Source organism: Acinetobacter sp. ACNIH3 (assembly GCF_002918965.1).
GTDB classification, from domain to species: domain Bacteria; phylum Pseudomonadota; class Gammaproteobacteria; order Pseudomonadales; family Moraxellaceae; genus Acinetobacter; species Acinetobacter schindleri.
The window spans coordinates 1-24,055 of the sequence record NZ_PQLP01000004.1 but is presented as its reverse complement, the minus strand read 5'-3'; the positions used below and the strand labels follow the sequence as shown (position 1 = coordinate 24,055).

The window sequence follows — 24,055 nt, the reverse complement described above, 5'->3', positions numbered from 1 at the left end:
TGCTGTTATGGCTGAACAGAATGTCATCACTTCGATGCTAGACGATTTTGCGCAGGAACAGCCCATAAAAACTGCGATTTGTATTGGTCAGGATTTGACCCAGATCAAGTTTAATCAGTCCATTCAATGGCATTATTTTAGCGTATCTGACTTTTTAAGTCTGCCTTTTCAGCAACGTTATGATCTGGGAGTAGTGATGCTAGATACACCTGAAACGAGTGAGTTATCAGATCAATTGATCAGTCAGATATTAGTCAAGCTGCGTGACTTATTTGCAAAACGTCTGGTCGTAGTAAGCCGTTTGCAGGATGAGAAACTACTCCGTTCTTTAGGACTAACCCAACTTATTGATAAAACAACACATAAGGCCGACTTTGCCCTATGGCAATTTAATATTCTGACTTATAAGCATGTACCAGACTGGTTTAATTCCAAATTCTGGGCCAATCCGGAGAATTGGAATAAGTTCCGCTGGTAAGGAAAAAATCTACTAAATTTCATTGCAAATATTAACATATTCATCCATTTCAACCTTCTGTTCAGCACGTATGCTGTAAGAAAGATTGACAGGATAAGCAGTATGACAAACCTCAGTAATATTGTAGAGATGCTGGCCAAGCAGGCCTTGGGCGGTAGTCAGCAACAGCAGAATACCAATCAGCATCAATCCCAAAACCAGTCGCAACAGTCACAAGGTGGGTTGGGTGGAATTCTTGGTGCCGTACTTGGACAGTTAAATCCGGGTAATACGCATCAAACTGGTCAATCCCAGCAAGGCGGCTTGGGCGGGATTTTAGGTTCTGTATTGAGTCAACTGGGTGGTGCTGGTCAGCCACAGCAGCAGCCAAATCAGCAGACGCATCAGCAACCTCGATCATCAGGATTGGGTGCAGGTGGAACCAAGACCTTGCTTATTGCCGTATTGCCATTGGTACTTGCTTGGATTCAAAAGCAGGGTGGTTTACAGGGAGCATTGGATAAGCTGAAAGGTCAAGGCTTAAACAGTCAGGTTGATGACTGGGTGTCTACAGGTCCTGGTGAGAATGCGCCCGTGGATAACCAGCAGTTACAGCTGTTATTTGATGATCAGGAGGTGGAACAGGTGGCGGAGCAGGTGCATGCCCCAAAGCAGGATGTATATAGCGCCATTTCCAAAGTCTTACCGCAGATAATTGATTCATTAACTCCGCAGGGTGAGCAAACCAGCAAGCAGGAAGCCAATAATGATATTCAGAATGTCCTGAACATGGTTTCAGGTTTCTTAAAGCGTTAACTGAAATTTCTTTAAAAAAAGCCCGGCTATAAATGCCGGGTTTTTTTGTATTTTTATAAATTATGAGTGTTCCAAATCCAAGCTAAACAGACGATTAGATTTGCTGATTTTTTTGGCAACATAATGTGATTTGCGCAGACGTATTAAAATAATCTGAGATTGGAATTCTAGCTCACCAAATTCCGGCTCCACCTGCACATAATGTAGCTGACCAAATTCATCCCTTACACGGGCTTGAGCTGAAAATCCGGGACGAGCATTGCCACTGGAAATGGTTGCCAGACGACCAATCAGATTGACATGGTGCTTTTTGTATTTAGGTGGAATCACCTGATCCAGACAGTGAATCATAAATACTGTAAAAAAAATTGCAATAATCAACGCAGGAATAATCAGGTAATACGCCGGTAGAAATTCCTGTTCCTGAGAATAGATCAGCAGTTGCAGCACATAACCGGCAACACTGAAATTCATCAGCAGGAAAAATACAATTAAGATTTTCGAAAATTTAACATTAAGCAGGTCGAGATTGCGGAAGTAGAAAGGGGAAATCTGTTTCAAAAATTTCGTCGGGCGAATTTTGAATAAATAACCTAAGGTTTCTACCACGCCCAGCAAAATCACAGCGAATAAACTTAAATGAAAAGGCATCAAGTTATAGTCTAGGAAAAATACCGGCATGGTAGCGTCCAATTTCAGAGTTATTCTGTGAGGTAAATCCCACCATCAGAATGCACGTTAATCTCTACTTTTTCAAGTGCTTGACCTTGACATGGACCAGAAATACATTCTCCGGTTTCAACCAGGAATAAAGCACCATGGGTTGAACACTCAATAAATTCCTGATCACGATCTAGAAACTGGTTTTCCAGAAACTCCAGTTCAACCTGCAAGTGTGGACACAGGTTCTGGTAAGCATAGAACATACCATCGCGTTGAGTAATGAAAATGGTGTCGCCATTTGGCGTTTCAAAAGAACGTGCTTCACGTTCCGGGATGTCTTCGGTCATGCAAATTTTAAACATTAAGCGCATTCCTTTTGGAAGTTTTCCAATAACGCAGCATAGTCAGCAATGGCCAGACGTGGGCCAAATTGTGAAACCACCTGACTTGAAATCAGAATTGCCAATTCAGCTGCAACTTTCCAGCCTAGGCCTGCATTCAGTGCATACAGGAAAGCACCGGCAAAGGCATCACCAGCACCATTGGTATCAACTGCAGTTACAGCACGACCCGGTACAGTAAAGCTTTGACCTTCATTGCAGATCAACGCGCCTTTGGTTGACAATGTAATGACAATGTGTTGGCTGATTTCTTGCAATTTAACTAAAGCGGCTTCAAGCGTTTCAGTCTCAGTGTACATCAACGCTTCTTGTTCATTACAGAACAATAGATCTACGCCATCTGCAATCATCTCATCCAGGCCGGCACGTGCATATTGCACCATGGCTGGATCAGACAAGGTTAAAGCAATTTTCGCATCACTGGCACGGGCAATAGTACGTGCCTGTTCTACAGCATGACGAGCAGTCTCTGAAGTCGACAGATAACCTTCGATATATAGCCATTTTGCAGTTTTGAGAGGTGTGAAATCAATTTGAACGTCAGTCAGTTCCGCAGTGATCCCCAAATAAGTATGCATGGTACGTTCTGAATCTGGACTTACCAGTACCATACAGGTACCAGTAACACCTTCACTGATTGAACGGGTTGTGGTTTGTATGCCGGCTTCATTTAAACCATCCAGGTAGATTTGACCCAGATCATCATTCCCGACACGGCAGGCATAGAAAGCTGAACCACCGAGCGCAGCAAAAGCCACAGTCGTGTTTGCAGCTGAACCACCAGAGGCCTGGCCTTTATAGTTTTGCGTGGCTTTCAGGTTCTTATACAGCGCAGCTTGTGTTTCACCATCAGTCAGTTGCATGGTGCCTTTTTGCAGGTTGTGTGCAGTTAAAAAGTCGTCAGATACTTTAAATTCCTGGTCAATTAGCGCATTACCAATTGCAAAAAGATCAACATTTGCCATGTCAGAGAGTCACATTCAAAAAACGAAAGTCATAAGTTTACACGAATGCTCAGGTTTGCTATAGGGTGTTAAATCATTTTCAAAAAGTTTTAGGGTATGCTGTAAGGCATTCATTTCGCACTTTGGTCGAATTAAAGCAGATAAATTTCGTAATCCTGCGGTCGTGCCATTGATTTAAATAGCGGATTTTATTTATAAGTGTTATATCACCTGTAACTGCATATTCATGCAAATGCAGGTTGAGCCGAGACTACAATTTCTGACAGTGTGTATATATGGATATTAAAATCGTAAAAGCCGAGCAATTACCAGATCAAATCGAAACTTTTGCTGCTCTGGCAAAAAAGGAAGGCTATGATTTAATTGAGAAATTAGTTGAAGAATATCGCACAGGAAAAAACTCCTTCAGTAAAGATAATGAATATCTTGCTGTGGCTTATGATGGAAACAAGCTGATTGCTTGTGGCGGTTTGAACCAGCAATGGGGACCAGATGGTGTGGAAGAGCGTATTGGCCGTGTACGTCGTTTCTATGTACATCCGAAATATCGCCAGCATGGAGTAGGCAAGCAATTACTGGCTTATCTGGAACAGTTAGCACGTCCGCATTATTCTGCACTTTGCCTGCATACTGAAACCAAACTGGCGGCGAGCTTTTACCAGAAGCAAAATTATGTGTTTGTCGAAAACCATCCGAATTACAATTACTTTAAATATCTGATCTAGCCGATTTTCAATTTAAATACTACGGTTCATAAACTTGGTGATTCATTTTCTGAATGACCAAGTTTACTTAATTCGATCAAAATGATCGGTTTTCAGCGTGAATAATAACAAAAACTACAGCTATAATGCGATCAGTTGTTTTTTATCTAAAAATTAGGAGATCGCATGACTGTAGATGTCACTGAAACCATTTCACAAACTGTACATCCTGCGTTTCAGTTGGTACGTCAACACCATGTTGATGCTTTAGACATTTTAGTGTCTGAATATAAACATAATGTGACCGGCGCCATTCATTATCACCTGGCGACCAATCACGATGAAAATGTCTTTTTAGTGGCTTTCCGTACGCAGCCAATGGATTCTAAAGGCGAAGCACATATTCTTGAACATACGGCGCTTTGTGGTTCAGAAAAATTTCCGGTACGTGATCCATTCTTCCTGATGATTCGCCGTTCCCTGAACACGTTCATGAATGCCTTTACTGCGGCGGACTGGACAGCTTATCCGTTTGCAACCCAGAATGATAAAGACTTCCAGAACCTGTTAGAAGTATATATGGATGCTGCTTTTGCAGCGAACCTGAATCCGCTGGATTTTGCCCAGGAAGGGATCCGTATTGAGCTGGAAAATGGTGAACCGGTTTACAAAGGTGTTGTGTTTAATGAAATGAAAGGTGCAATGAGTTCACCTTCAGATCAGCTCTATCATACGCTGGCGCATTACCTGTTCCCGGATACCACCTATCATTACAACTCTGGTGGTGATCCTAAAGATATTCCAGATCTGACTTACCAGGAATTAGTTGATTTCTATAAGTCACATTACCACCCAAGTAATGCGGTATTCATGACCTTTGGCAACAAGTCAGCGTATGAACTGCAAGAACAGTTTGAAAACTTGGCACTGTCTAAATTTGAACAGGGTGAGACTTTATACTCCACACCTGAAACCCGTTTGTCTGCACCGGTATCAGTGACTGATACTTATGCAGTTGATGCAGAGGATTTACGTGATAAAACCTATCACGTTATTTCCTGGTTACTACCGGAAGCAAGCGAAATCAAACTTCGTCTGGGTATGCGTCTAGTAGAAGGTATCCTGTTAGAAGATTCGGCATCTCCACTGCGTCATTATTTGGAAACCTGTGGTTATGCAGATGCAACAGGCCCATTTATGGGGGTTGATGATTCTAACTTTGAAATGACTTTCTATTGCGCAGTTCAAGGCTCAAATCCGGAACATGCTGAAGAATTTAAAAATGGCGTATTCAAGATTCTGGAAGATGTTGCTGCGAAACCGGTAGATCAGCAGGCAGTAGATGCGATTCTGCATCAGATTGAATTGCATCAGCGTGAAATCAATGGTGATGGTACGCCATATGGTTTAAGCCTGATCCTGAACGGTTTAGGTAGCGCAATTCATCACCGTGATCCGGTTGAAGTCTGGGATGTGGATTCTGCAATTGCCGCAGTTAAAGAAGAACTGAAAGACCCGATGTGGCTGTCTAATCTGATCAAAGAACATCTGATTGATAACCCGCACCGTGTGCAACTGACACTGGTTCCAGATGCCACTAAATCTGCCAAAGAGGCCGAAGCGGAAAAAGCACGACTGGCAGAAATTGGCAAGACACTGACTGAAGAACAAAAAGCTGAAATCGTTGCGCAGACTGAAGCTTTAAAAGTTCGCCAGGATACACCGGATGACCTGAACCTGTTACCTAAGGTTGGCCTGGAAGATGTGCCTGCTGAAATGCAGATCGTACAAGGTCAGTTGCGTGAAGTGATTTCCAATGGCATCGATACGCCATTAAACCTTTATTATGCTGGTACCAATGGTATTTATTACCAACAAGTCTTGGTACAGATTCCTGATGAAGTGGTGCAATCGCCATATTTTAACCTGCTGTCGATTCTGGTTGGTGAAGTGGGTGCGGGCGAATATGATTATCTTGAATTCCAGCAAATCCAGACTGCTGTTAGCGGCGGATTGGGTATGGGAGCTTCATTACGTTCAAAAGTAGATGACAAGAATAAGATTTCTGCCTGGTTAACGCTCACAACTAAATCTCTGGTAAATAACCTGCAAGCGATTCAGTTGCTGAAAACCGGTTTTGAGCAGCTTCGTTTTGATGAAAAAGGCCGTATTATCGAATTGCTGCAACAGCGTAAAACACGCTGGCATTCGCGTATTTCGGGCTCAGGCCATAGCTATGCGATGCAGGTAGCTTCACGTCAGCACAGTGCTTTAGCGACCCGTGATTATCATAACACTGGTCTTGGTGCATTGAACTGGCTGATGAATCTGGTTGCTCAGATTGAGAAAGATGAAGCTGCTTACGATGCCATGATTGAAGAGCTGAAACGCATTCATCGTATTTTACTGCAAGCTCCAAAACAGTTCTTACTGGTTTGTGAAGAACCGCAAGCGGACCATCTGGTAGAAGAAGTTCAGAATGTTTGGGATAAAGTTGCTGTGGACCGTAATCCGGTACAACTTGCTCAAACTGAAAAAGTATTGAATGAAGCAGATGAGGCATGGCTGATTCAGGCCAATGTTCAGTTCTGTGCAGCAGCTTATCCGGCAGTAGAAGTATCTCATCCAGATGCAGCACCATTGATGGTCTTGGCAGGTTATTTGCGTAATGGATACCTGCATAGTGCGATCCGTGAAAAAGGCGGTGCTTATGGTGGCGGTGCCAGCTATGATGGTAATGCCTGTTCATTCCGTTTCTACAGCTACCGTGATCCACGTTTAGCAGAGACTTTCAAGGACTTTAATGCAAGTGTTCAGTGGCTATTAAATGCGGAACAACAGCCACATCAACTGGAAGAAGCAATTCTGGGTCTGATTGCCAGCATGGATAAGCCGGGTTCACCAGCAGGTGAGGCAATTACAGCTTGTTATGCTTACCTGCATCAGCGTACTCCAGCATTCCGTAAGCAGTTACGTGAACGTCTGCTCAATGTGACGCTGGACGACCTGAAACGTGTGGCTCAGCAATATCTGGTAGAACAACAGCCGTCGCGTGCTGTGGTTGCACCAGTAGCAAAACGTGAAGCACTGGAACAGCTCGGATTTGTGATCCAACAAGTTCAATAAAAGAAAAAAGGAAAATTGAATGGCGCTTAATTCGTTTAAGCGCCCAACTTTGCATCTGAGCATTTTGCTGGGCTGTATGGGTGGGGCGCAGGGGTATGCAAAAGAAAATCAAACAACTATTCCCAGCAGTCCGATGCCAGCAACGGCTGAGGCCTGTGCCGCGGTAGAAACCAGTGCAGAACGTCTAGCGTGTTATGATGCTTTGTTCAAAGTACCAGAAGCTGAAAGAGTGGTACTGGTATCTGAACGTCGCGCAGCTGCTGAACTTGCGCCTGAACCCGATAACCTGAAAGCTAGAATTGATAAAACTGTTTCTACGGTAACGGTCAGTGAAGGCTCGCCACTGAAACCAAACCTGTCTTTATTGGACAGCCGTTGGGAACTTTCACCGGAAAGTAAACTGGGTACCTGGAATATCCGTTCTTATCAGCCGGTGTATGTATTACCAGGATTTTGGACCTCTGAGAAAAATGAGTTTCCTGAAAGTCCGAATGAACGTAATACGGTAACAGAAGATCAGAACCTGAAATCCATGGAAGCCAAGTTTCAGCTTTCACTAAAAACCAAAGCAGTAGAAAATATTTTTGGTAATAATGGTGATATCTGGCTGGCGTATACCCAGTCTTCACGCTGGCAAGTATATAACTCTGAAGAATCACGTCCATTCCGTGAAACCAATTATGAACCAGAAGCCAGTATTGTATTCCGAACCAATTACGATTTATTTGGTCTGGACTGGCGTATGCTAGGTCTGACCATTAATCATCAGTCCAATGGCCGTTCCGATCCACTATCACGTAGCTGGAACCGGGTGATGCTGAATCTGGGCTTTGAGCGTAATAACTTTGCCCTGATGCTACGTCCTTGGTATCGTTTTGAAGAAGACCTGCCAGATGATAACAATCCGGATATCGTCGACTATGTCGGTCGTGGCGATTTGACTGCATTTTATCGCTGGAAAGATCATGACTTTTCACTTATGTTGCGTCATACCTTAAAAGGCGGTGATGACAGTCGTGGTGCAGCGCAATTTGACTGGTCATTCCCGATCAGTGGTCGTCTGCGTGGACATTTTCAGCTGTTTGATGGCTACGGTGAAAGCCTGATCGACTATAACCATAAGGCGACGTATGTCGGCTTGGGTGTTTCGTTGATGAACTGGTTCTAAAAAGCATTATCATCAAAAAATCCACGTGCTGACATGGATTTTTTGTTTTATATCGAAATTACCCAACCTGAATTTCTGAAGGTGGATGTTTAAGGCGGCTCTTTTTCGGTGTGGCAATAAAATAGGCCAAGGTCAAAGGGCCTAAACGACCTGCAAACATTAACAGCATCAGAATCAACAGACTGGCTGGCTGTAATTCAGAAGTGATGCCACGAGACAACCCAACTGTACATGCGGCAGAAACCGTTTCAAACAACAGATCCAGAAAGTCCTGATCTGGCTCCAGAATAAGCAGACTCATAAATCCGGTTGCAATCAGGAGAGCAGTAATACAGACCACTGCCAATGCTTTAAAGGTGGTTTTCTCTGGAATCGAATGCTTGAATAAACGAATTTCATCTTCACGCCGTAGGAAGCTAATTACACTAATCACTACAATGATAAAAGTTCCGACCTTAATGCCACCTGCGGTACTTAAAGAACCACCACCAATAAACATCAGGAACATGGTAACTAAGGTGGATGCATTGGTCAGCTGATCCATCGGCAGGCTGTTAAAACCTGAAGAACGCGGTACTGTGGCATGGAACCAGGCATTGACCGCCTGATCGCCCATACTCATCAATGCCAGTGTTTGAGGATTAGAAGCTTCCAGAATCCAGATCAGGATAAAGGCAGAAAGATTCAGTGCAGCAATGGTACTCAAAATCAGCTTACTATTGGTACTCAGTTTGCGCCAGCGTTTATGCTGTCGTACATCCATCAACACCAAAAAGCCAATGCCGCCAATGATATACAGCATGCTAATGGTGAAGGTAATAAGATACTGATCAGCAAAGCTCATTAGACTATTCGGGAACAGGGAAAAGCCACCATTGTTAAAGGCAGAAATACTATAAAAGGAAGCGTAGAAAAAAGCCTGGGCAAAGTTATAGTCCTGTAGCCAGGCAATAGTCAGAATTACTGTGCCAATTGCTTCAAAGAACAGCGAATATAGAAACACACCTTTAATGGTAGTACTGATCTTTTTCAGGCTGGTCTGACCGATGGACTCCTGAGCCATGACCTGTTGCCTTAGTCCCATTTTAGGCGCCAGACTCATGGCAGCCAGAATGGCAAAGGTCATAAAGCCGAGTCCGCCACATTGCAGGAGAATCATGATTACGATCTTGCCGAAGACCGTATAAGCTTCTCCGACATTGACCACAGACAAACCGGTAATGGTCACCGCAGAAGTTGCAGTAAAAACAGCCTGAAACCAAGTGACATCACCATGATGAGAAACTGGCAGTATTAACAAGATTGAACCAACCAGAATCAATGCCAGAAATCCCAATGCGATAATGCTGGGTGGACTGAGGTTAATAGTCCGGTTTTTATGAGCAGTTATTTTCATAGATTTTTAAAATGTTTGGACAGGCGACGTAAAGGTTCCAGCAAGCCCTCAACAAGCAGAATATCACCTTCTTTAAGAATAAGATGCGGGTCGAGGATATATTGAACCACGGGGCCACGCTTGTGCAGAATGGTTTTAATTTCTGATGCATGATCCATCAGCTGATTGAGTTTGATACCACTTTGTTCGGTATGAATCTCAATTTTGACCAGATAACGATTATCCTCAAGCGCCATATAGCGGCTGACCATCGGATAACTTAAGGATTGCGCGATCCGAACGCCCATATCTTCCTCGGGATGAATAATCTTATCCACCCCAAGATGAGTCAGGATCATATGATGGGCTTTGGACTTGGATTTGGCCCAGATTTTTTTAACTCCCATATTCTTGAGGTGTAGGACGCAGAGAATACTGGCTTCAATATCTTCACCAATCGCCACCACCACCGCTTCACAGTTCTGAACATTTAGTTCGTCCAGCACATGTTCATCCGTGGCATCTGCAATCACGGCATGGGTGAGTTCATCTGAAATGCTTTCAACATATTTTTTATTCAGGTCGATGCCAATTACTTCATGTTTGAGTGACATCAGTTGTGTGGCAACAGTGGCACCGAAACTTCCTAAACCGATCACAGCAAACAGTGCCATGTATTTTTCCTAAAGTTGCCGCGCTTATACATGCGCTTTCTATTAATTTACGTGCTTATCTTAGTGCTTAATTAATTTTTTAGCTATTTGCTTTACATAAATATTATCAAAGACCTGCGTTCTTATTTGCTTATATCAAAAAACCGCCTCGAAAGACGGTTTTGATTGTTTGGATATCAGAATCAGAAATTATTTCAGGAAGCGTTGATAACCCAGGTTATTGGTAATCTCGTCATATGGATAGGTGATACTCTCCAGAGTTTCGATCAAACCGTCTGGATTCTGCTTTGCATCTTCAGCTTCCAAACCGACCAGTACACGACCTTCAGCCGCGCCGTGGTTACGGTAGTGGAACAGAGTGATGTTATGAGTTGGGCCTAGACGTTCAAGAAAAGTCAATAATGCACCTGGACGCTCCGGAAATTCGACACGGAACAAACGTTCATTTTCAATGTCTGCGTGACCACCAATCAGATAACGGATGTGCAGTTTTGCTACTTCGTCGTCAGACAGATCATCAACGTCATACTGGAATTTCAGGTTTTCATAAATTTCCTGACGTTCTTTTTCGCCATTTTTCAGGCTAATACCCACGAAGACCTGAGCTGCAGTTGCATCGCTGGCACGGTAGTTAAACTCGGTGATGTTGCGGCCTTGCAGGGCACGACAGAAACTCAGGAAAGCGCCTTTCTGTTCAGGAATGGTCACGGCAAAGATTGCTTCTTTACGCTCACCGAGTTCAGTACGTTCGGCAATATAGCGTAAACGGTCAAAGTTCATGTTGGCACCACAAACAATGGACACGATATTTTTACCTTGAATGCCGTGTTCAGCCACGTATTTTTTAATCCCTGCCAGTGCCATTGCACCAGATGGTTCTACAATACTACGGCATTCGTCATAGGTATCTTTAATTGCTGCACAGACTTCATCGGTATTGACCAGTACCACATCAGGTTCAACAATTGGACCAGAATTATCTGATTTTTGCAGACGGATGACCTCAAAAGGTTTTTCACCAATTTGTGCCACTGCAGTACCATCGGCAAATAAACCGACAGATGGAAGAATCACACGTCCATTGGCTTCTAAGGCCGCTTTTAAGCACGCGGATTCATCATATTCCACAGGAATAACTTTGACATGCGGAGCAACATCTCCCAAGTACGCTGCAACACCGGCAATCAGACCACCACCACCAACAGCAACGAAGACATATTCTACATCACGCCATTGACGCAAAATTTCATTGGCAATGGTGCCTTGACCGGCCATCACCAGTTCATCGTCATAGGGTGGAATAAAGGTCATGCCATCTTCTTCGGCACGTTGAATCGCATATTTATTGGCAACGTCGAATGAATCACCGTGCAATACGACTTCGCCACCTAAGCGTTTTACCGCCTGAACCTTGATATCAGGCGTAGTTTTTGGCATCACGATAATCGCGCGAATCCCCAGCTTTTTCCCTGACAGCGCCACACCTTGGGCATGGTTGCCTGCTGAAGCTGTGATAACGCCACGTTCGAGTTGTGATTTCGGTAATTGACTAATACGGTTATAGGCACCGCGTAGCTTGAATGAAAAAACCGGTTGTAAATCTTCACGTTTAAAGCGAATGTTATTATTTAAGCGTTCGCTAATTCGTGGCGCTGCTTCGAGTGGGGTTTCGATTGCAACATCGTATACAGTTGCTTGTAAAATTTGTCGAACCAAACGAGACAGCATGTTAATTTTCCATCTAACAGTTTAAAATAAGCACTTATTGTAACAAACCACGCGGCTTTGCGGTTTAAAATTACTGCAAAAGTCCAAATTAGTTGAGTGATGTCATGAGTCTATATGCAACCCAAGATGAGAAAAAGCAAGCTGCAGCAAAAGCTGCGTTAAAGCACTTACCAAAAGGGGGCATTTTAGGCGTCGGTACTGGGAGTACTGTTAACTTCTTAATCGAACTTTTGCCTGAACTTCAATTGGAAGCAGCAGTTGCAAGTTCTGAAGCCACTGCACAACGCCTTAAAAAATTAGGCATTGAGGTTGTCGATATGAATAGCGTAGGCGGTCTGGATGCCTATGTAGATGGTGCGGATGAAATCGACCGCCATATGCACATGATCAAAGGTGGCGGTGCTGCGCTGACACGTGAAAAAATTGTTGCGTCTATTGCGAAAAAATTCGTTTGTATCGTCGATGATTCTAAGTGGGTAGAACAGTTAGGTCGTGAATTCCCGCTTCCTGTAGAAGTGATTCCAATGGCACGTTCTGCAGTCGCACGTAAAATTGTTGCTTTAGGGGGGGACCCTGCATACCGTGAAGGCGTAATCACTGATAACGGTAATGTAATTTTGGATGTTTATAACTTAAACATTTTGAATGCATTAGAGTTAGAAAAAACTTTGAATGACATTCCAGGTGTTGTTTGTAACGGTATCTTTGCCTTAAATAAAGCTGATATTGCTGTGGTTGCTACTGATAACGGTATTGAAGAGCGTACTGCGGTTTAATTAAACTTTCTAGAAAAAATCCCTCTAAATCTTTCTGAGCGAAGTTTTAAAGCACTGCTTTAAAACAAGTGCAAGAAGGGAGATTTTTGAAAGCCCCTCTTTGAGAAAGAGGGGTTTGCGGAGATTAAAAAAGAATAAAAATGACCTTATCCGACTTACCTGAAATTCAAATTGTCCGAAATATTCGCTCAACACGTTTAAAGCTTCGTGTGGATGGTACTCAAATTCGCCTGACTGCACCCGTATTTTGCACAAAAAAACAAATCCAGAATTTTATTAATGATGCCGAAAGCTGGTTACTCAAAACCTGGCAATCCCAGCAGGAAAAAATACAAAGTGTTGATCGTAGTTTACCTGCTAGCTTGCAGCTATTTAATCTGAATCAGCCAATATCAGTTCAATACCAGGCCCAGAAGCATAATTTTATTCTGGATCATGGAAACTATATGCTCTATATCAGTGATCGAAATCCTGAAAGCTACTTAAAAGCTTTTGTAATTGCCTATGCCAAACAACAGTTACCGATTTATCTTGAACAGGTTAGTCTGGAAACAGGATTATCTTTCAATGTCTGTAATATCCGCCAGCCGAAAACCCGTTGGGGCAGCTGTTCTGCCAGACATGACATTATGCTGAATAGCGGTATTATTCTGTTTCCTGAAAATATCGTCCGTTATCTCTGCGTGCATGAACTGGCACATACCCGGCATTTTGATCATAGCCCGCATTTTTGGACTGAAGTGGCCCGGCATGATTCAGACTATCTAATCCATCGAAAAATATTGAAAAACACTGCAATGCCATGGTGGTGGGTCAGTCAGAATTAATGCAAGAATCATTAGACTTCTTTCATAAGTCATTTTTTACTCAGCTCCAAATTATAGATTCCCGCGATTAAACTAAATCTTAATCCTAGTCTTTTGCCTCTCTTACGATATCGCTCGGCAAGGATTTTGAAGGTTTTCAAACGGCCAAATACATGCTCAATCCCAATTCTTCTTTTATTGATTTCCTGATTGTAAGGTTTTAGCTCGGGATCTAGTTTGCAGCGTTTTTTTGCTTTTAATGGCAATAAGCTATTTGGATACACTGTATAGATCCCTTGATAACCCTTATCTGCAAGGATAAAGGCGCCTGCAGGAATCTGATTCAAGTTGCGTTTGAAAAGCTCGAAATCATGTACAGCACCACGACTCGTGCATAAACTCAGAATTTTCTGAGTTCTATAATGAATGATGGCTTGAACTTTGAAGGTATGTGTTTTCTTTTTGCCACTATAGCTTTTTTTCTGTTTTTTTAGGCCTTTGTATTGGAATTTCTGTGGCATCTACGATCACTACATTCCAGTCGATGCCTTCACCTTCGGGCAAGTTTTTCGGTAAATTAAATGGTTTAGACTGAATCAGGCAGTCTTCAACATGACGGACGATTCTTGAGGCAGTCGGTTCTGAAACCCCATAACTCGTAGCAACGTGAAATAATGTCCGGTATTCACGCCAATAGCTCAGACAGAGTAAAACCTGATCTTCTACACTTAACTTAGATGGTCTACCTTTAGCAGGGACATGCATTTTCAGTTGTTCAACCATTAAATCAAAGGTTGACCATGAGATGCAGGTGTATCGCTTAAACTGTGTCTCAGAAAGCTTGTTTGAATCGATGTATTTCATCCGCAGATTATGCATGAATATTGCAAATTCTTCGGTACAAATAAGCAGCAAAAAGTAGATCATTTTTTGATTTATGAAAGAGATCTAATGATAACGATAAATTAGAACTCCTCATGATGCGGTTAATCCTCACAATTTTAATTTTTATAGTCTCGCTTCCTGCGCTGTTTTTTTACGGACTATTTTTATACAGTATTTTTTTCCCAAGTTTACCCATGGATTATCCTTTAACCGTCAAATTTTTTATGCTGACAGGAGTGCTCGCGTGGGGAATGCTATTTTATATGGCTATTTTATGGATTAAAAATCGTCAAATACCTAAAAAATTTTCAGCCAGTACAACACTATTGGCCATTTTAGGGTTAATTCCTTTTATGATTCGACTAGACGCCATTATCTTTTTGGCATTACCTGCTTTCTTATTTGTAATTTATCTTTGTCATTATAGTTGGTCTACTCCAGTAACGACCGAACACACATAAAGGTGTTTCAATCTTATCTTTAAACATGCATTTCAAAATATATAAAAAATCAGCATTCCTCAGTGAAAGAGTTTAGAAAACGTGAACTTCCTGTCATACTACCTGGCATAAAGGAAACATCTAGTTAGAGGTAATTATCGTGATTTCAGTGGGTATTGTGGGTGGCACAGGTTATACAGGCGTTGAACTTTTACGTCTATTACTGCGACATCCAAACGTTAGCGTCAAAGCACTGACATCACGTACCGAAGCAGGTCGCCGTGTAGACGATATGTTCCCAAGCCTGCGTGGTCATACTGATCTTGAATTTTCTGATCTCAGCCTTGATTTATTAAAATCTTGTGATGTCGTATTTTTTGCGACACCACATGGCGTTGCTATGAAACATGCAGAAGAACTGCTAGCTGCAAATACCAAGGTAATTGACCTTGCCGCAGATTTCCGTTTACAGAATTTGGCACAGTTTGAAAAATGGTATGGCATGCAACATGCTTGTCCATCTATATTACAAGATTCTGTATATGGTCTGTCTGAACTGAATCGTGACAAGATCAAACAGGCGAATGTGATTGGTAACCCGGGTTGTTATCCAACAACCGTGCAGCTCGGCCTTGCACCAGTATTAAAATCTGCGGAAGCTTTAGTGAAACCTGAAAGTATTATTATTGATGCTAAATCAGGAGTTTCAGGTGCAGGTCGTAAAGCCAGCCTAGGCATGATCTATTCTGAAAATGCAGATAACTTTAAAGCTTATGGGGTAGCAGGTCACCGTCATCATCCTGAGATTGTAGAAGCGTTAGAAAATATCTCAGGTCAAAAAGGTGTATTTGACCATATTTTATTTGTACCGCATCTGGTGCCAATGATTCGCGGTATGCTGTCAACCATTTACATTGACCTGACTGAAGCAGGCCAGATAGCAGATTTGCAGGCACTGTATGAACAGTTCTATGCCAATGAACAGTTCGTTGATGTCATGCCATCAGGCAGTTCGCCAGAAACCCGTTCAGTACGTGGTGCCAATGAACTCCGTATTGCACTGTACAAGCCTCAACCAACGAAACTGGTTATTCTGGTAGCACAAGATAACCTGGTGAAAGGTGCAGCAGGTCAGGCGGTACAGAATATGAACCTGATGTTTGGCTTTGCTGAAAACGCTGGCTTGCAAAACATTGCTTTATTACCATAAAAAACGTATTACAACTTCACACACATTTGAATTTCGATTTAAATGTGTGTCTTGAAAAAGATAGAAGAGATGACAATGCCGAATAATGAGCCTCACGATCTGACCACAGATGACAAGAAGAAAATGCCATTTCTGAAAGGGAACACGCCACTTGCGATAGGTGCTGCAATTCTGGTACTGAGTAGTGGTTTACTTGGCTATTCGATAGGTCATCGTCAAGGTCTGACCGTTGTAGGTTTTGAGGCGGATGCTGAACAGCTGGTTGAGGTTGTACAAAAGCAGAAAGCCAGTCTGGAAACACTGAATAAAACCCTGAATACAGCAACGCAGGAACGTGATCTGGCCGTAAGTAATGCCAATGACCTGTATCTTGCGATGAATAAAATCCGTGATGAATATACGCAGGCAGAAAGCCTAGCGACCTTATATCGTGAAGTACTGCGTCAGCGTGGTGGTATGCCTTTATCTGTTCAGCACTTGGCAGTAAAGCCTCTGCCTGAAAATGCCTTTGAATATCAGCTTGATCTGATTCAGGTAAGTCCAAGCAAGGGGCGTGTTTCCGGTTCGGTTGAATTGCGCCTGATTCGGGGAACTGAAATTTTAATTGTGCCTTTGGCAGATAAAAACTTCAATTTCGAAAATTATGAACGTCTGACTGGTCGTTGGACAATGCCGAAAGGTTTTGTACCAGAATTTATAGAAGTTCGACTGACTGGTACAAGCAAGCCTGTTACCCGCCGTTTTAGCTGGAGTAAGGGCGAGGCAATTGAAAATCAATCTGCATTCCTGTCAGAGATTCCTCAGACAGAAGCCAATGCAAACTAAAGTGTGAAATGTAAATCTTATGCCTAGCAACAAGCGTCATATTTGTTTAAGTGAAATCAAGAACTCTTTTAATCAGTCCGGTGTGGTTGACTGGCACATAAGCCCACGCTTGGCAAACGACCCTTTTCATGACGAAGATGCTGATATTACAGTACAAACAGCACCGCCAGAGTTGAAGCGTCCACCGATGTATGCGGTGGTATTGATGAATGACGATTACACCCCAATGGAGTTTGTAATTGAAATTTTACAACAATACTTTGCAATGAATCTTGACCAAGCTACGCAAGTAATGCTAACTGTACATTATGAAGGAAAAGGTGTTGCTGGCGTCTATCCAAGAGACATTGCGGAAACGAAAGCGAACCAGGTCAATAATTACGCTCGATCACAAGGTCATCCTTTACTTTGCCAGATAGAGCCTAAAGATTAAGGGGGTTGCATGCTCAGTCGTCAATTAGAAGTATCACTACGTTTGGCTGTTAGCATGGCTCGTCAAAAGAGACATGAGTTTCTGACAGTAGAACATTTATTATTGGCTTTACTCGACAACGATTCTGCCGTGAATGCCCTTAAAGCATGCGGTGCAGACATTATTGTGCTGCGTAAAGAACTTGAAGAATACGTAGAACAACACACTCCAAAACTCGGCGAAAATAACGATCAGGCACCTCATCCGACTGAAAGTTTTGACCGGATCCTGCAGCGTGCCATTTTCCATGTACAGTCAAGTGGTGGAGACCGTACGGTAGAAGGTGCGGACATTCTAGTTGCGATGTACTCAGAGCGTGATTCGTTTGCAGTGTATCTGCTGAAACGTCATCAGATTAACCGTTTAACCTTGACTCAATATTTGTCGCATGGTACCCGCAAGGAAGAAGTGCAGAACGAAGAAGAAATTGAGGAACTGGACGGCGAAACCGGATCATCGAATGCTTCAGGTCCACTGGATCTTTATACCACTAACCTGAATCACGAAGCGCAAAAAGGTAAAACTGATCCATTAATTGGTCGTGAAAAAGAAATTGAGCGTGCTGCACAAATTCTTTGTCGCCGTCGTAAAAATAATCCGTTGCTGGTCGGTGATCCAGGTGTGGGTAAAACATCGATTGCTGAAGGTCTGGCTTGGCTGATTGTCAATGGTAAAGCGCCTAAACCATTAGAAAACGCCGAAATCTATAGTCTGGATATCGGTGCACTGGTGGCAGGAACCAAATACCGTGGTGACTTCGAAAAACGTCTAAAACAACTTCTCAATGCCTTGAAGAAAAAAACGGATGCGGTGCTGTTCATTGATGAGATTCATATGATCATCGGTGCAGGTTCCAGCATGGGTAGTACCATGGATGCTTCGAACCTGATTAAGCCAGCACTGGCAAATGGTTCATTGCGTTGCATAGGTTCGACCACATTCCAGGAATACCGTCAGGTCTTTGAAAAAGATCATGCTTTATCGCGCCGTTTCCAGAAAATTGATGTGAATGAGCCTTCTATCTCTGAAACTATTGATATTTTACGTGGTCTGAAATCTAAGTTTGAAGATTTCCACCATGTTCAATATGAAGATCAGGCTTTGGTATCAGCGGTAGAACTGTCAGCGAAGTTTATTAATGACCGTTTCTTGCCAGATAAAGCCATTGATGTGATCGATGAAGCGGGTGCGCAACGCCGTTTAAAAGCCGAGCAAGACGATAGCCTGATTACAGTAGAAAATATTGAAGACATCGTGTCGAAAATTGCCCGTATTCCACCAAAAACAGTTTCTAAAGATGACAAGACTGTATTAGAAAATCTTGAGCGTGATTTGAAACGTGTGGTCTTCGGTCAGGATGAGGCCATTGAAGCACTCGGTTCCGCAATCAAGCTGTCTCGGGCAGGCCTGAAATCTCCAGATAAGCCAGTCGGTAGTTTTGTCTTTGCCGGTCCAACGGGTGTCGGTAAAACTGAAGTCACCAAGCAATTGGCGAAACTGATGGGCGTGGAGCTGGTTCGTTTCGATATGTCTGAATATATGGAACGTCATGCGGTATCCCGTCTGATTGGTGCACCTCCAGGCTATGTTGGTTTTGACCAAGGTGGTTTGTTGACCGATGCGATTCACAAGAATCCGCATTGTGTATTACTACTCGATGAAATCGAAAAGGCACATCCGGATGTATTTAACCTGTTGCTGCAAATTATGGATCATGGCTCGTTGACCGATAACAACGGTCGCAAGTCAGACTTCCGTAATGTGGTGCTTGTACTGACCACCAATATTGGCGCCGAAAGCATTTCACGTGTCAGTATCGGTTTCATGGAACAAGACAACAGCAATGATAACCAGGAAGCGATGAAAAAAGCATTCTCACCTGAATTCCGTAACCGTCTCGATGGTGTGATCCAGTTCAAGGCCTTGCCAAGTACGATCATTGAAAATGTAGTCGACAAGTTCTTAACCGAATTGCAGGCACAGCTAGATGAGAAGAAAGTTATTCTGGAAGTGGATCAGAGTGCACGTGAATGGATGGCTGAAAATGGTTATGACCGTTTAATGGGTGCTCGTCCAATGCAGCGTCTGATTCAGGAACATCTGAAAAAACCATTGGCAGAAATGATTCTGTTTGGTGAGCTGGCAGATAATGGCGGTAATGTTGCTGTATCTGTGAAGAAAGAAAATGGCAACGCTGTAGGCTTGAAACTTGAAGTGTTTGAAGATCAGACTGCTGAACCAGCCTAAATTCTACTCATCGTAAAATAACCCGTGCTTGCACGGGTTATTTTATTTCTTTATTGCTATGATCTGATCAAGATTTATTGCCTGGCTAAGATTTAACAAGATATGGAATTTCAGTTCACTAAACTTATTACGACTTTTTTTCTGTTCCTGGTCACGGCGGTGATGGAAATTCTAGGCTGTTATTTTCCTTATCTGATTTTGAATCAGGGAAGAAGTCACTGGTTATGGATTCCGACAGCTCTGGCTTTGGCAGCTTTTGTCTGGCTATTAACTTTGCATCCAGCTGCTTCAGGCCGGATCTATGCAGCTTATGGTGGTATCTATATCTTTACTGCTTTGATGTGGTTGCATTTTGTAGATCAGATCAGCCTGTCTCGATGGGATTTGCTTGGTGGTGCAGTGGTGATATTTGGGGCGCTGATTATTATCATGCAACCCCAAGGTTTAATCCGTTAATTTACTTCCTGTAGAAACTTAGTTCCCTTTACAGTCCTTCTGCGATATTTCAACGTCATAAGATCGAGTAGTGGAACTCAGTTCTAGCATCACTTTATAGGGATTTTCTAACTGATAATGGTGCTCAAAGAAAATACCGCAGTTCTGTAATAAGTTTTTGCGGATAAGCTGAGTCACTTCCTTAGGACCTAGATCTTTTTCAAACTGGGCAAAGTCTGGAGTAATAATTAAACCTTTTAATTGGGTTTTATTAGCAGTGAGTTTCAGTTGTTCAATAATCGTGTTGTGATCAATTTGCAGGGGAAAAGTTTTAGAATCTTCTGCACTTAATACAGCCAGCATTTCATTGAGTTCTGTTTTTTTCTTGATTTTAAATTTTGAATCAATGATCTGTTGCTGTTGCAGGTATTGATCAAATTCGGAAGCATAAACCTGACTACTAAGAAAACTAATGCCAAGGGTTAAAGCAGTGAATAGATTTATTTTATATTTCATTTAAGGCCACAAATTATTACTGTGTTTTGCGGATTATAAGAGCATGAATAAGATCTGTACGCAACTCTACCTTGGTTAATTCTCCTGCCTCCTCGGATTTCTTCTTTTTGCTTATTTTTAAATATTGAAGTTTAAAAGACTTTTTATGTGAAAAATCTATCAATAATTACACTTTATTTTTTGTATGGGATTTCATCTAGGTTTATAGTCTTACACCTCCCCACGCAGCATACCGGTAAGTACGTAGGGTGCATGCAAAAATAATATCTAAGTTTAAAGGCATAAAATATTGACCTATAAACAAGAAACTTCAATGATTTAAAAATAAGGATGTCATATTTTGAGTCAAGCTTATTCCAAGCAGGAAAAAAACAGTCGTATTAAAGGAATCGTCGGGGCAGCCTCCGGTAACCTGGTCGAATGGTTCGATTTTTATATCTATGCTGTATTTGCGGTTTATTTTACCAAGGCACTCACTGCACCAAATATGGACAGTTCAACTCAGGCAATTTATGTTTGGGGTGTATTTGCTGCCAGCTTCTTTATGCGTCCGATAGGTAGCTGGCTATTTGGCCGTATTGCCGATAAACATGGCCGTAAAAAATCCATGGTCATTTCGATCTGTTTAATGGCCATCAGTTCATTCCTATTCGCAGCTTTACCAACTTATGAGCAGGTGGGTATGGCAGCACCATTCTTGCTGCTGCTGGTGCGTCTGTTACAGGGCTTATCAGTCGGTGGTGAATATGGCGCTGTTGCGACCTATATGAGTGAGCTGGGTTTAAAAGGTCAGCGTGGATTTTTCTCATCTTTCCAATATGTGACCTTGACCTGTGGTCAGTTGCTGGCAAGTTTACTCGGGGTTATTTTCTTGGGCTTTATGAGCGAACAACAGTTACTTGATGGTGGCTGGCGTATCCCGTTTGTGATTGGTGGTATTGCGGCAATTGTTTCTTTATTGGCACGTAGCCGTCTTGAAGAAACGCTATCTACGGAAGATAGTGATAAGGAAGATTCAGGTACACTTAAAGAATTGTTCAAGAACCATTGGAAAACATTCTTGCTGGTGGTTGGCTATACTTCAGCGGGTTCACTAAGCTTCTATGTAATTACGGTTTATTCAAAAACCTATTTAACCAATATCGGTATTGATCCAAAGACTGTCGGATTTATTATGACGGCCTGTATCTTTATATTGATGATTGCACAGCCAGTTTTTGGTGCTTTATCGGATCGAATTGGTCGTCGTACCTGTATGCTGCTGTTTAGTGGGTTGATGGCGATTGCGATTTATCCGGTCATGGCGGTCGGTATGCGGGCCTTCAGTGATACCCCAGTGATCGTTGCATTATTACTAATTTTCCTGATGATGTTACTGAGCCTCTATACCTCGATTGGCGGTATCGTAAAAGCAGAAATGTTCCCGCCACATGTACGAGCTTTAGGAGTAGGTTTCTCTTATGCAGTGGGTAATGCCGTCTTTGGTGGTTCAGCACCTTCGGTCGCATTACAGTTTAAATCAGCAGGTATTGAAAATACCTTCTTCGTGTATGTCATTGTGATGCTGATTGTATGTTTCTTCTGTAGCTGGCAATTACCGAAAGAACCAAAATATTTAAAAGATGATCATTAATCTTTGAGCAATAAAAAAGCACCAAATTCGGTGCTTTTTTATTAAAAGAACACTTAGTCTTTTTTCAGATTTTCATTAATCAGAAATTCAACCAATGCTTTCTGAGCATGTAGACGGTTTTCAGCTTCATCCCAAACCACAGCATTTTTGTGATCCAGCATATTCTCTGAAATTTCTTCGCCACGGTGTGCTGGCAAACAGTGCATAAACAGGCAGTCGGGGTGAGCCAGATCCATCAAGCGCTCATTGACCTGATAATCAGCAAATGCTTTTTCACGGATTTTCTGTTCTTCTTCCTGTCCCATACTTGCCCAAACGTCAGTCACGATCAGGTCAGCATTGACTGCTGCATCTTCAGCTGAGTCAACCAGCTCTACACAGTGTGCAAATTCAGACAGGAATTTTTCTTGTGGCTCATAACCTTTAGGAGCAGCAATTTTCAGCTTAAAGCCCCACATATGCGCAGCTTCAATATATGAATTACACATATTGTTGCCATCACCGATCCACGCCACAGTTTTACCTTCGATTGGACCACGATGTTCCAGGTAAGTCTGCATGTCAGCAAGCAGCTGGCAAGGATGGTGGTCATCAGTCAGAGCGTTAATCACGGGTACTTTTGAATAAGAAGCAAAGCGTTCAACGATGTCATGACCAAAAGTACGGATCATCACTACATCAAGCATGCTTGAAATAACACGTGCAGAATCTTCGATAGGTTCGCCACGGCCCAATTGAGTATCACGTGAAGACAGGAAAATTGCGCTGCCGCCGAATTGGGTCATGCCAGCTTCAAACGAAACACGCGTGCGGGTACTGGATTTCTCAAAAATCATCCCCATAACTTTACCAACAAACGGTTGGAAAACTTCATTGTTATGCTGTTTGCGCTTGAGCTCGATGGCGCGTTGCAGTATCTGGTTAAGTTCTAAAGTCGATAGATCGCGTAAAGTCAGAAAGTGACGGAGAGCCATTCGTTACTCCACAATAATTGCTGAAAAACTGGTTCAACAATTAGTTGTTGGTTAGTTAAAAAAATACGGAATCGGCTAATATACTATATGAATAGGAAATTGCAAAAAAACTAGACTTTTTGATGACCGTCCAGGAAACGATCGACACAATAATTCACATATTCGACAGTTTCCTGATCAGTTTCATCGCTTGGCAAACCCATTAAAATGCGCCATTCCATATTTCTTAAAATACCGAAATACAATTGTGCAGAAAATAATGGATTTGGACAGCTGAGCAGACCGTTGGCATGTGCCTGTGACAAAACTTCAGCAATAGAGTGCTGGATATGTTTTGGCCCCTGTTCATGAATATGTCGAGCAATATCCAGATTGCGTCCACTTTGTTCCAGCACCAGCCGCATAAATGCGGCATTTTCCGGCTGTTTGATATGTTGGTAGAAGTTCAGCAAGGTCTGAATCAAATAGCTTCTAAAGTCTTTAGAACTGTTTAAAGAAAAGGGGAGACAAATATCTTTAAAGAACTGGGTACGGCGATAATCACAAATCGACTTAAACAGGCCTTCTTTATTGCCAAAGTATTTATAAATAGATGCCTTGGAGCCACCGGCATGATTGACAATATCATCCAGGGCAGAGTAAAACTTGAAGTGCGACATAAACCACCTAATTAATTTAAAGGGTTTATGGAGTATATAAAATTGTCATACCATCATCTTAACTTTGAAGATCGTACTGCATTAATGCTTGAGTCAAGAA

At 42.4% G+C, this 24,055-nt stretch carries 25 protein-coding genes; 14 read left to right on the top strand and 11 right to left on the bottom strand.

Annotated features, from left to right (window positions below; genetic code table 11):
* Positions 1–7: 7 nt before the first annotated feature.
* Together C3420_RS03430 and C3420_RS03425 are read left to right on the top strand one after the other, a co-directional pair.
* A complete protein-coding gene (locus C3420_RS03430; RefSeq protein WP_004894508.1) occupies positions 8–478 on the top strand; it encodes a DUF6231 family protein in 471 nt (156 codons plus the stop codon).
* A gap of 102 nt (positions 479–580) precedes the next feature.
* Positions 581–1,273, top strand: a complete 693-nt coding sequence (locus C3420_RS03425; RefSeq protein ID WP_103800211.1) for a YidB family protein — start codon at positions 581–583, stop codon at positions 1,271–1,273.
* A gap of 60 nt (positions 1,274–1,333) precedes the next feature.
* Here C3420_RS03425 and C3420_RS03420 read toward each other — a convergent pair whose 3' ends face one another.
* From C3420_RS03420 to C3420_RS03410, 3 genes are read right to left on the bottom strand one after another with little or no spacing between them, the layout of a single operon-like run.
* On the bottom strand, positions 1,334–1,954 hold the full coding sequence (locus C3420_RS03420; RefSeq protein ID WP_103800210.1) for an OB-fold-containig protein: 621 nt from the start codon (positions 1,952–1,954) through the stop codon (positions 1,334–1,336).
* A 20-nt stretch (positions 1,955–1,974) separates the two neighbouring features.
* A complete protein-coding gene (locus C3420_RS03415) occupies positions 1,975–2,283 on the bottom strand; it encodes a Rieske (2Fe-2S) protein (protein ID WP_008305220.1) in 309 nt (102 codons plus the stop codon).
* Positions 2,284–2,297: 14 nt separating this feature from the next.
* Positions 2,298–3,302 carry an adenosine kinase gene (locus C3420_RS03410; protein ID WP_103800209.1) on the bottom strand — a complete coding sequence of 335 codons (1,005 nt, stop codon included), beginning with the start codon at positions 3,300–3,302 and terminating at the stop codon, positions 2,298–2,300.
* A gap of 275 nt (positions 3,303–3,577) precedes the next feature.
* Between C3420_RS03410 and C3420_RS03405 the strand changes: the two genes are divergently transcribed.
* The 3 genes from C3420_RS03405 to C3420_RS03395 all read left to right on the top strand — a co-directional run bounded on the left by C3420_RS03405 (position 3,578) and on the right by C3420_RS03395 (position 8,300).
* The gene (locus C3420_RS03405; RefSeq protein WP_004812759.1) at positions 3,578–4,027 is read left to right on the top strand and encodes a GNAT family N-acetyltransferase; all 450 of its coding nucleotides are present in this window, start codon (positions 3,578–3,580) and stop codon (positions 4,025–4,027) included.
* 165 nt (positions 4,028–4,192) lie between these two features.
* Entirely contained in the window at positions 4,193–7,132 is a 2,940-nt protein-coding gene (locus tag C3420_RS03400; protein ID WP_103800208.1) for an insulinase family protein, read from the top strand.
* A 19-nt stretch (positions 7,133–7,151) separates the two neighbouring features.
* Entirely contained in the window at positions 7,152–8,300 is a 1,149-nt protein-coding gene (locus C3420_RS03395; RefSeq protein WP_103800207.1) for a phospholipase A, read from the top strand.
* 58 nt (positions 8,301–8,358) lie between these two features.
* On the opposite strand, the gene C3420_RS03390 is transcribed toward C3420_RS03395, so the two are convergent.
* From C3420_RS03390 to ilvA, 3 genes are all read right to left on the bottom strand, one after another.
* Positions 8,359–9,696, bottom strand: coding sequence for a TrkH family potassium uptake protein (locus C3420_RS03390; protein ID WP_004894527.1), 1,338 nt, complete (start codon positions 9,694–9,696; stop codon positions 8,359–8,361).
* Positions 9,693–10,349, bottom strand: coding sequence for a potassium channel family protein (locus C3420_RS03385; protein WP_004812766.1), 657 nt, complete (start codon positions 10,347–10,349; stop codon positions 9,693–9,695). The genes C3420_RS03390 and C3420_RS03385 overlap by 4 nt, the downstream gene beginning before the upstream one ends.
* A 189-nt stretch (positions 10,350–10,538) precedes the next feature.
* On the bottom strand, positions 10,539–12,077 hold the full coding sequence (gene ilvA / locus C3420_RS03380; RefSeq protein WP_103800206.1) for a threonine ammonia-lyase, biosynthetic: 1,539 nt from the start codon (positions 12,075–12,077) through the stop codon (positions 10,539–10,541).
* 104 nt (positions 12,078–12,181) lie between these two features.
* On the opposite strand from ilvA, the gene rpiA reads away from it, so the two are divergent.
* Positions 12,182–12,853 (top strand): ribose-5-phosphate isomerase RpiA, encoded by a 672-nt coding sequence (rpiA, locus tag C3420_RS03375; protein ID WP_005221821.1) that lies wholly within the window; start codon positions 12,182–12,184, stop codon positions 12,851–12,853.
* A gap of 140 nt (positions 12,854–12,993) precedes the next feature.
* Positions 12,994–13,680, top strand: a complete 687-nt coding sequence (locus tag C3420_RS03370) for a SprT family zinc-dependent metalloprotease (RefSeq protein WP_071320524.1) — start codon at positions 12,994–12,996, stop codon at positions 13,678–13,680.
* Positions 13,681–13,709: 29 nt separating this feature from the next.
* Here the strand turns inward: C3420_RS03370 and C3420_RS03365 are convergent, their stop codons facing one another.
* Both C3420_RS03365 and C3420_RS03360 read right to left on the bottom strand, forming a co-directional pair.
* Positions 13,710–14,180, bottom strand: coding sequence for a transposase family protein (locus C3420_RS03365; RefSeq protein WP_103800205.1), 471 nt, complete (start codon positions 14,178–14,180; stop codon positions 13,710–13,712).
* Positions 14,128–14,538, bottom strand: coding sequence for a transposase family protein (locus C3420_RS03360; protein ID WP_171294435.1), 411 nt, complete (start codon positions 14,536–14,538; stop codon positions 14,128–14,130). Before C3420_RS03360 ends, C3420_RS03365 begins: the two co-directional genes overlap by 53 nt.
* Before the next feature lie 269 nt (positions 14,539–14,807).
* Here C3420_RS03360 and C3420_RS03355 point away from each other — a divergent pair, with 269 nt between their 5' ends.
* From C3420_RS03355 to C3420_RS03330, 6 genes are all read left to right on the top strand, one after another.
* Entirely contained in the window at positions 14,808–15,005 is a 198-nt protein-coding gene (locus C3420_RS03355; RefSeq protein WP_228152929.1) for a hypothetical protein, read from the top strand.
* 133 nt (positions 15,006–15,138) lie between these two features.
* Complete coding sequence (gene argC / locus C3420_RS03350; protein WP_171260599.1) at positions 15,139–16,194, top strand: N-acetyl-gamma-glutamyl-phosphate reductase; 1,056 nt, start codon at positions 15,139–15,141, stop codon at positions 16,192–16,194.
* 75 nt (positions 16,195–16,269) lie between these two features.
* Positions 16,270–17,019, top strand: a complete 750-nt coding sequence (locus C3420_RS03345; protein ID WP_103800203.1) for a DUF6776 family protein — start codon at positions 16,270–16,272, stop codon at positions 17,017–17,019.
* 19 nt (positions 17,020–17,038) lie between these two features.
* Positions 17,039–17,452, top strand: a complete 414-nt coding sequence (gene clpS, locus C3420_RS03340) for an ATP-dependent Clp protease adapter ClpS (protein ID WP_004894548.1) — start codon at positions 17,039–17,041, stop codon at positions 17,450–17,452.
* Between the two features lie 9 nt (positions 17,453–17,461).
* A complete protein-coding gene (clpA, locus tag C3420_RS03335; protein WP_103800202.1) occupies positions 17,462–19,738 on the top strand; it encodes an ATP-dependent Clp protease ATP-binding subunit ClpA in 2,277 nt (758 codons plus the stop codon).
* Positions 19,739–19,840: 102 nt separating this feature from the next.
* On the top strand, positions 19,841–20,194 hold the full coding sequence (locus tag C3420_RS03330; RefSeq protein ID WP_004812782.1) for a YnfA family protein: 354 nt from the start codon (positions 19,841–19,843) through the stop codon (positions 20,192–20,194).
* Positions 20,195–20,212: 18 nt separating this feature from the next.
* On the opposite strand, the gene C3420_RS03325 is transcribed toward C3420_RS03330, so the two are convergent.
* Entirely contained in the window at positions 20,213–20,689 is a 477-nt protein-coding gene (locus C3420_RS03325; protein ID WP_004812784.1) for a hypothetical protein, read from the bottom strand.
* Between the two features lie 340 nt (positions 20,690–21,029).
* On the opposite strand from C3420_RS03325, the gene C3420_RS03320 reads away from it, so the two are divergent.
* Positions 21,030–22,322 carry an MFS transporter gene (locus C3420_RS03320; protein ID WP_103800201.1) on the top strand — a complete coding sequence of 431 codons (1,293 nt, stop codon included), beginning with the start codon at positions 21,030–21,032 and terminating at the stop codon, positions 22,320–22,322.
* Between the two features lie 53 nt (positions 22,323–22,375).
* On the opposite strand, the gene argF is transcribed toward C3420_RS03320, so the two are convergent.
* Both argF and C3420_RS03310 read right to left on the bottom strand, forming a co-directional pair.
* Positions 22,376–23,296, bottom strand: coding sequence for an ornithine carbamoyltransferase (gene argF / locus C3420_RS03315; RefSeq protein ID WP_004812788.1), 921 nt, complete (start codon positions 23,294–23,296; stop codon positions 22,376–22,378).
* A 110-nt stretch (positions 23,297–23,406) separates the two neighbouring features.
* Positions 23,407–23,955 carry a TetR/AcrR family transcriptional regulator gene (locus tag C3420_RS03310; protein ID WP_103800200.1) on the bottom strand — a complete coding sequence of 183 codons (549 nt, stop codon included), beginning with the start codon at positions 23,953–23,955 and terminating at the stop codon, positions 23,407–23,409.
* Positions 23,956–24,055: the final 100 nt, after the last annotated feature.

Bases quoted from the DNA above. Each gene is read 5' to 3' on its own strand.
- clpS (WP_004894548.1), top strand. From the start codon at position 17,039: ATGCCTAGCAACAAGCGTCATATTTGTTTAAGTGAAATCAAGAACTCT.
- C3420_RS03420 (WP_103800210.1), bottom strand. From the start codon at position 1,954: ATGCCGGTATTTTTCCTAGACTATAACTTGATGCCTTTTCATTTAAGT.
- C3420_RS03330 (WP_004812782.1), top strand. From the start codon at position 19,841: ATGGAATTTCAGTTCACTAAACTTATTACGACTTTTTTTCTGTTCCTG.
- C3420_RS03310 (WP_103800200.1), bottom strand. From the start codon at position 23,955: ATGTCGCACTTCAAGTTTTACTCTGCCCTGGATGATATTGTCAATCAT.
- C3420_RS03365 (WP_103800205.1), bottom strand. From the start codon at position 14,180: ATGCCACAGAAATTCCAATACAAAGGCCTAAAAAAACAGAAAAAAAGC.
- C3420_RS03410 (WP_103800209.1), bottom strand. From the start codon at position 3,302: ATGGCAAATGTTGATCTTTTTGCAATTGGTAATGCGCTAATTGACCAG.
- rpiA (WP_005221821.1), top strand. From the start codon at position 12,182: ATGAGTCTATATGCAACCCAAGATGAGAAAAAGCAAGCTGCAGCAAAA.
- argF (WP_004812788.1), bottom strand. From the start codon at position 23,296: ATGGCTCTCCGTCACTTTCTGACTTTACGCGATCTATCGACTTTAGAA.
- C3420_RS03370 (WP_071320524.1), top strand. From the start codon at position 12,994: ATGACCTTATCCGACTTACCTGAAATTCAAATTGTCCGAAATATTCGC.
- C3420_RS03430 (WP_004894508.1), top strand. From the start codon at position 8: ATGGCTGAACAGAATGTCATCACTTCGATGCTAGACGATTTTGCGCAG.
- C3420_RS03395 (WP_103800207.1), top strand. From the start codon at position 7,152: ATGGCGCTTAATTCGTTTAAGCGCCCAACTTTGCATCTGAGCATTTTG.
- C3420_RS03360 (WP_171294435.1), bottom strand. From the start codon at position 14,538: ATGCATAATCTGCGGATGAAATACATCGATTCAAACAAGCTTTCTGAG.
- C3420_RS03415 (WP_008305220.1), bottom strand. From the start codon at position 2,283: ATGACCGAAGACATCCCGGAACGTGAAGCACGTTCTTTTGAAACGCCA.
- C3420_RS03385 (WP_004812766.1), bottom strand. From the start codon at position 10,349: ATGGCACTGTTTGCTGTGATCGGTTTAGGAAGTTTCGGTGCCACTGTT.
- ilvA (WP_103800206.1), bottom strand. From the start codon at position 12,077: ATGCTGTCTCGTTTGGTTCGACAAATTTTACAAGCAACTGTATACGAT.
- C3420_RS03390 (WP_004894527.1), bottom strand. From the start codon at position 9,696: ATGAAAATAACTGCTCATAAAAACCGGACTATTAACCTCAGTCCACCC.
- C3420_RS03405 (WP_004812759.1), top strand. From the start codon at position 3,578: ATGGATATTAAAATCGTAAAAGCCGAGCAATTACCAGATCAAATCGAA.
- C3420_RS03425 (WP_103800211.1), top strand. From the start codon at position 581: ATGACAAACCTCAGTAATATTGTAGAGATGCTGGCCAAGCAGGCCTTG.
- C3420_RS03400 (WP_103800208.1), top strand. From the start codon at position 4,193: ATGACTGTAGATGTCACTGAAACCATTTCACAAACTGTACATCCTGCG.
- clpA (WP_103800202.1), top strand. From the start codon at position 17,462: ATGCTCAGTCGTCAATTAGAAGTATCACTACGTTTGGCTGTTAGCATG.
- C3420_RS03345 (WP_103800203.1), top strand. From the start codon at position 16,270: ATGCCGAATAATGAGCCTCACGATCTGACCACAGATGACAAGAAGAAA.
- C3420_RS03355 (WP_228152929.1), top strand. From the start codon at position 14,808: ATGGCTATTTTATGGATTAAAAATCGTCAAATACCTAAAAAATTTTCA.
- C3420_RS03325 (WP_004812784.1), bottom strand. From the start codon at position 20,689: ATGAAATATAAAATAAATCTATTCACTGCTTTAACCCTTGGCATTAGT.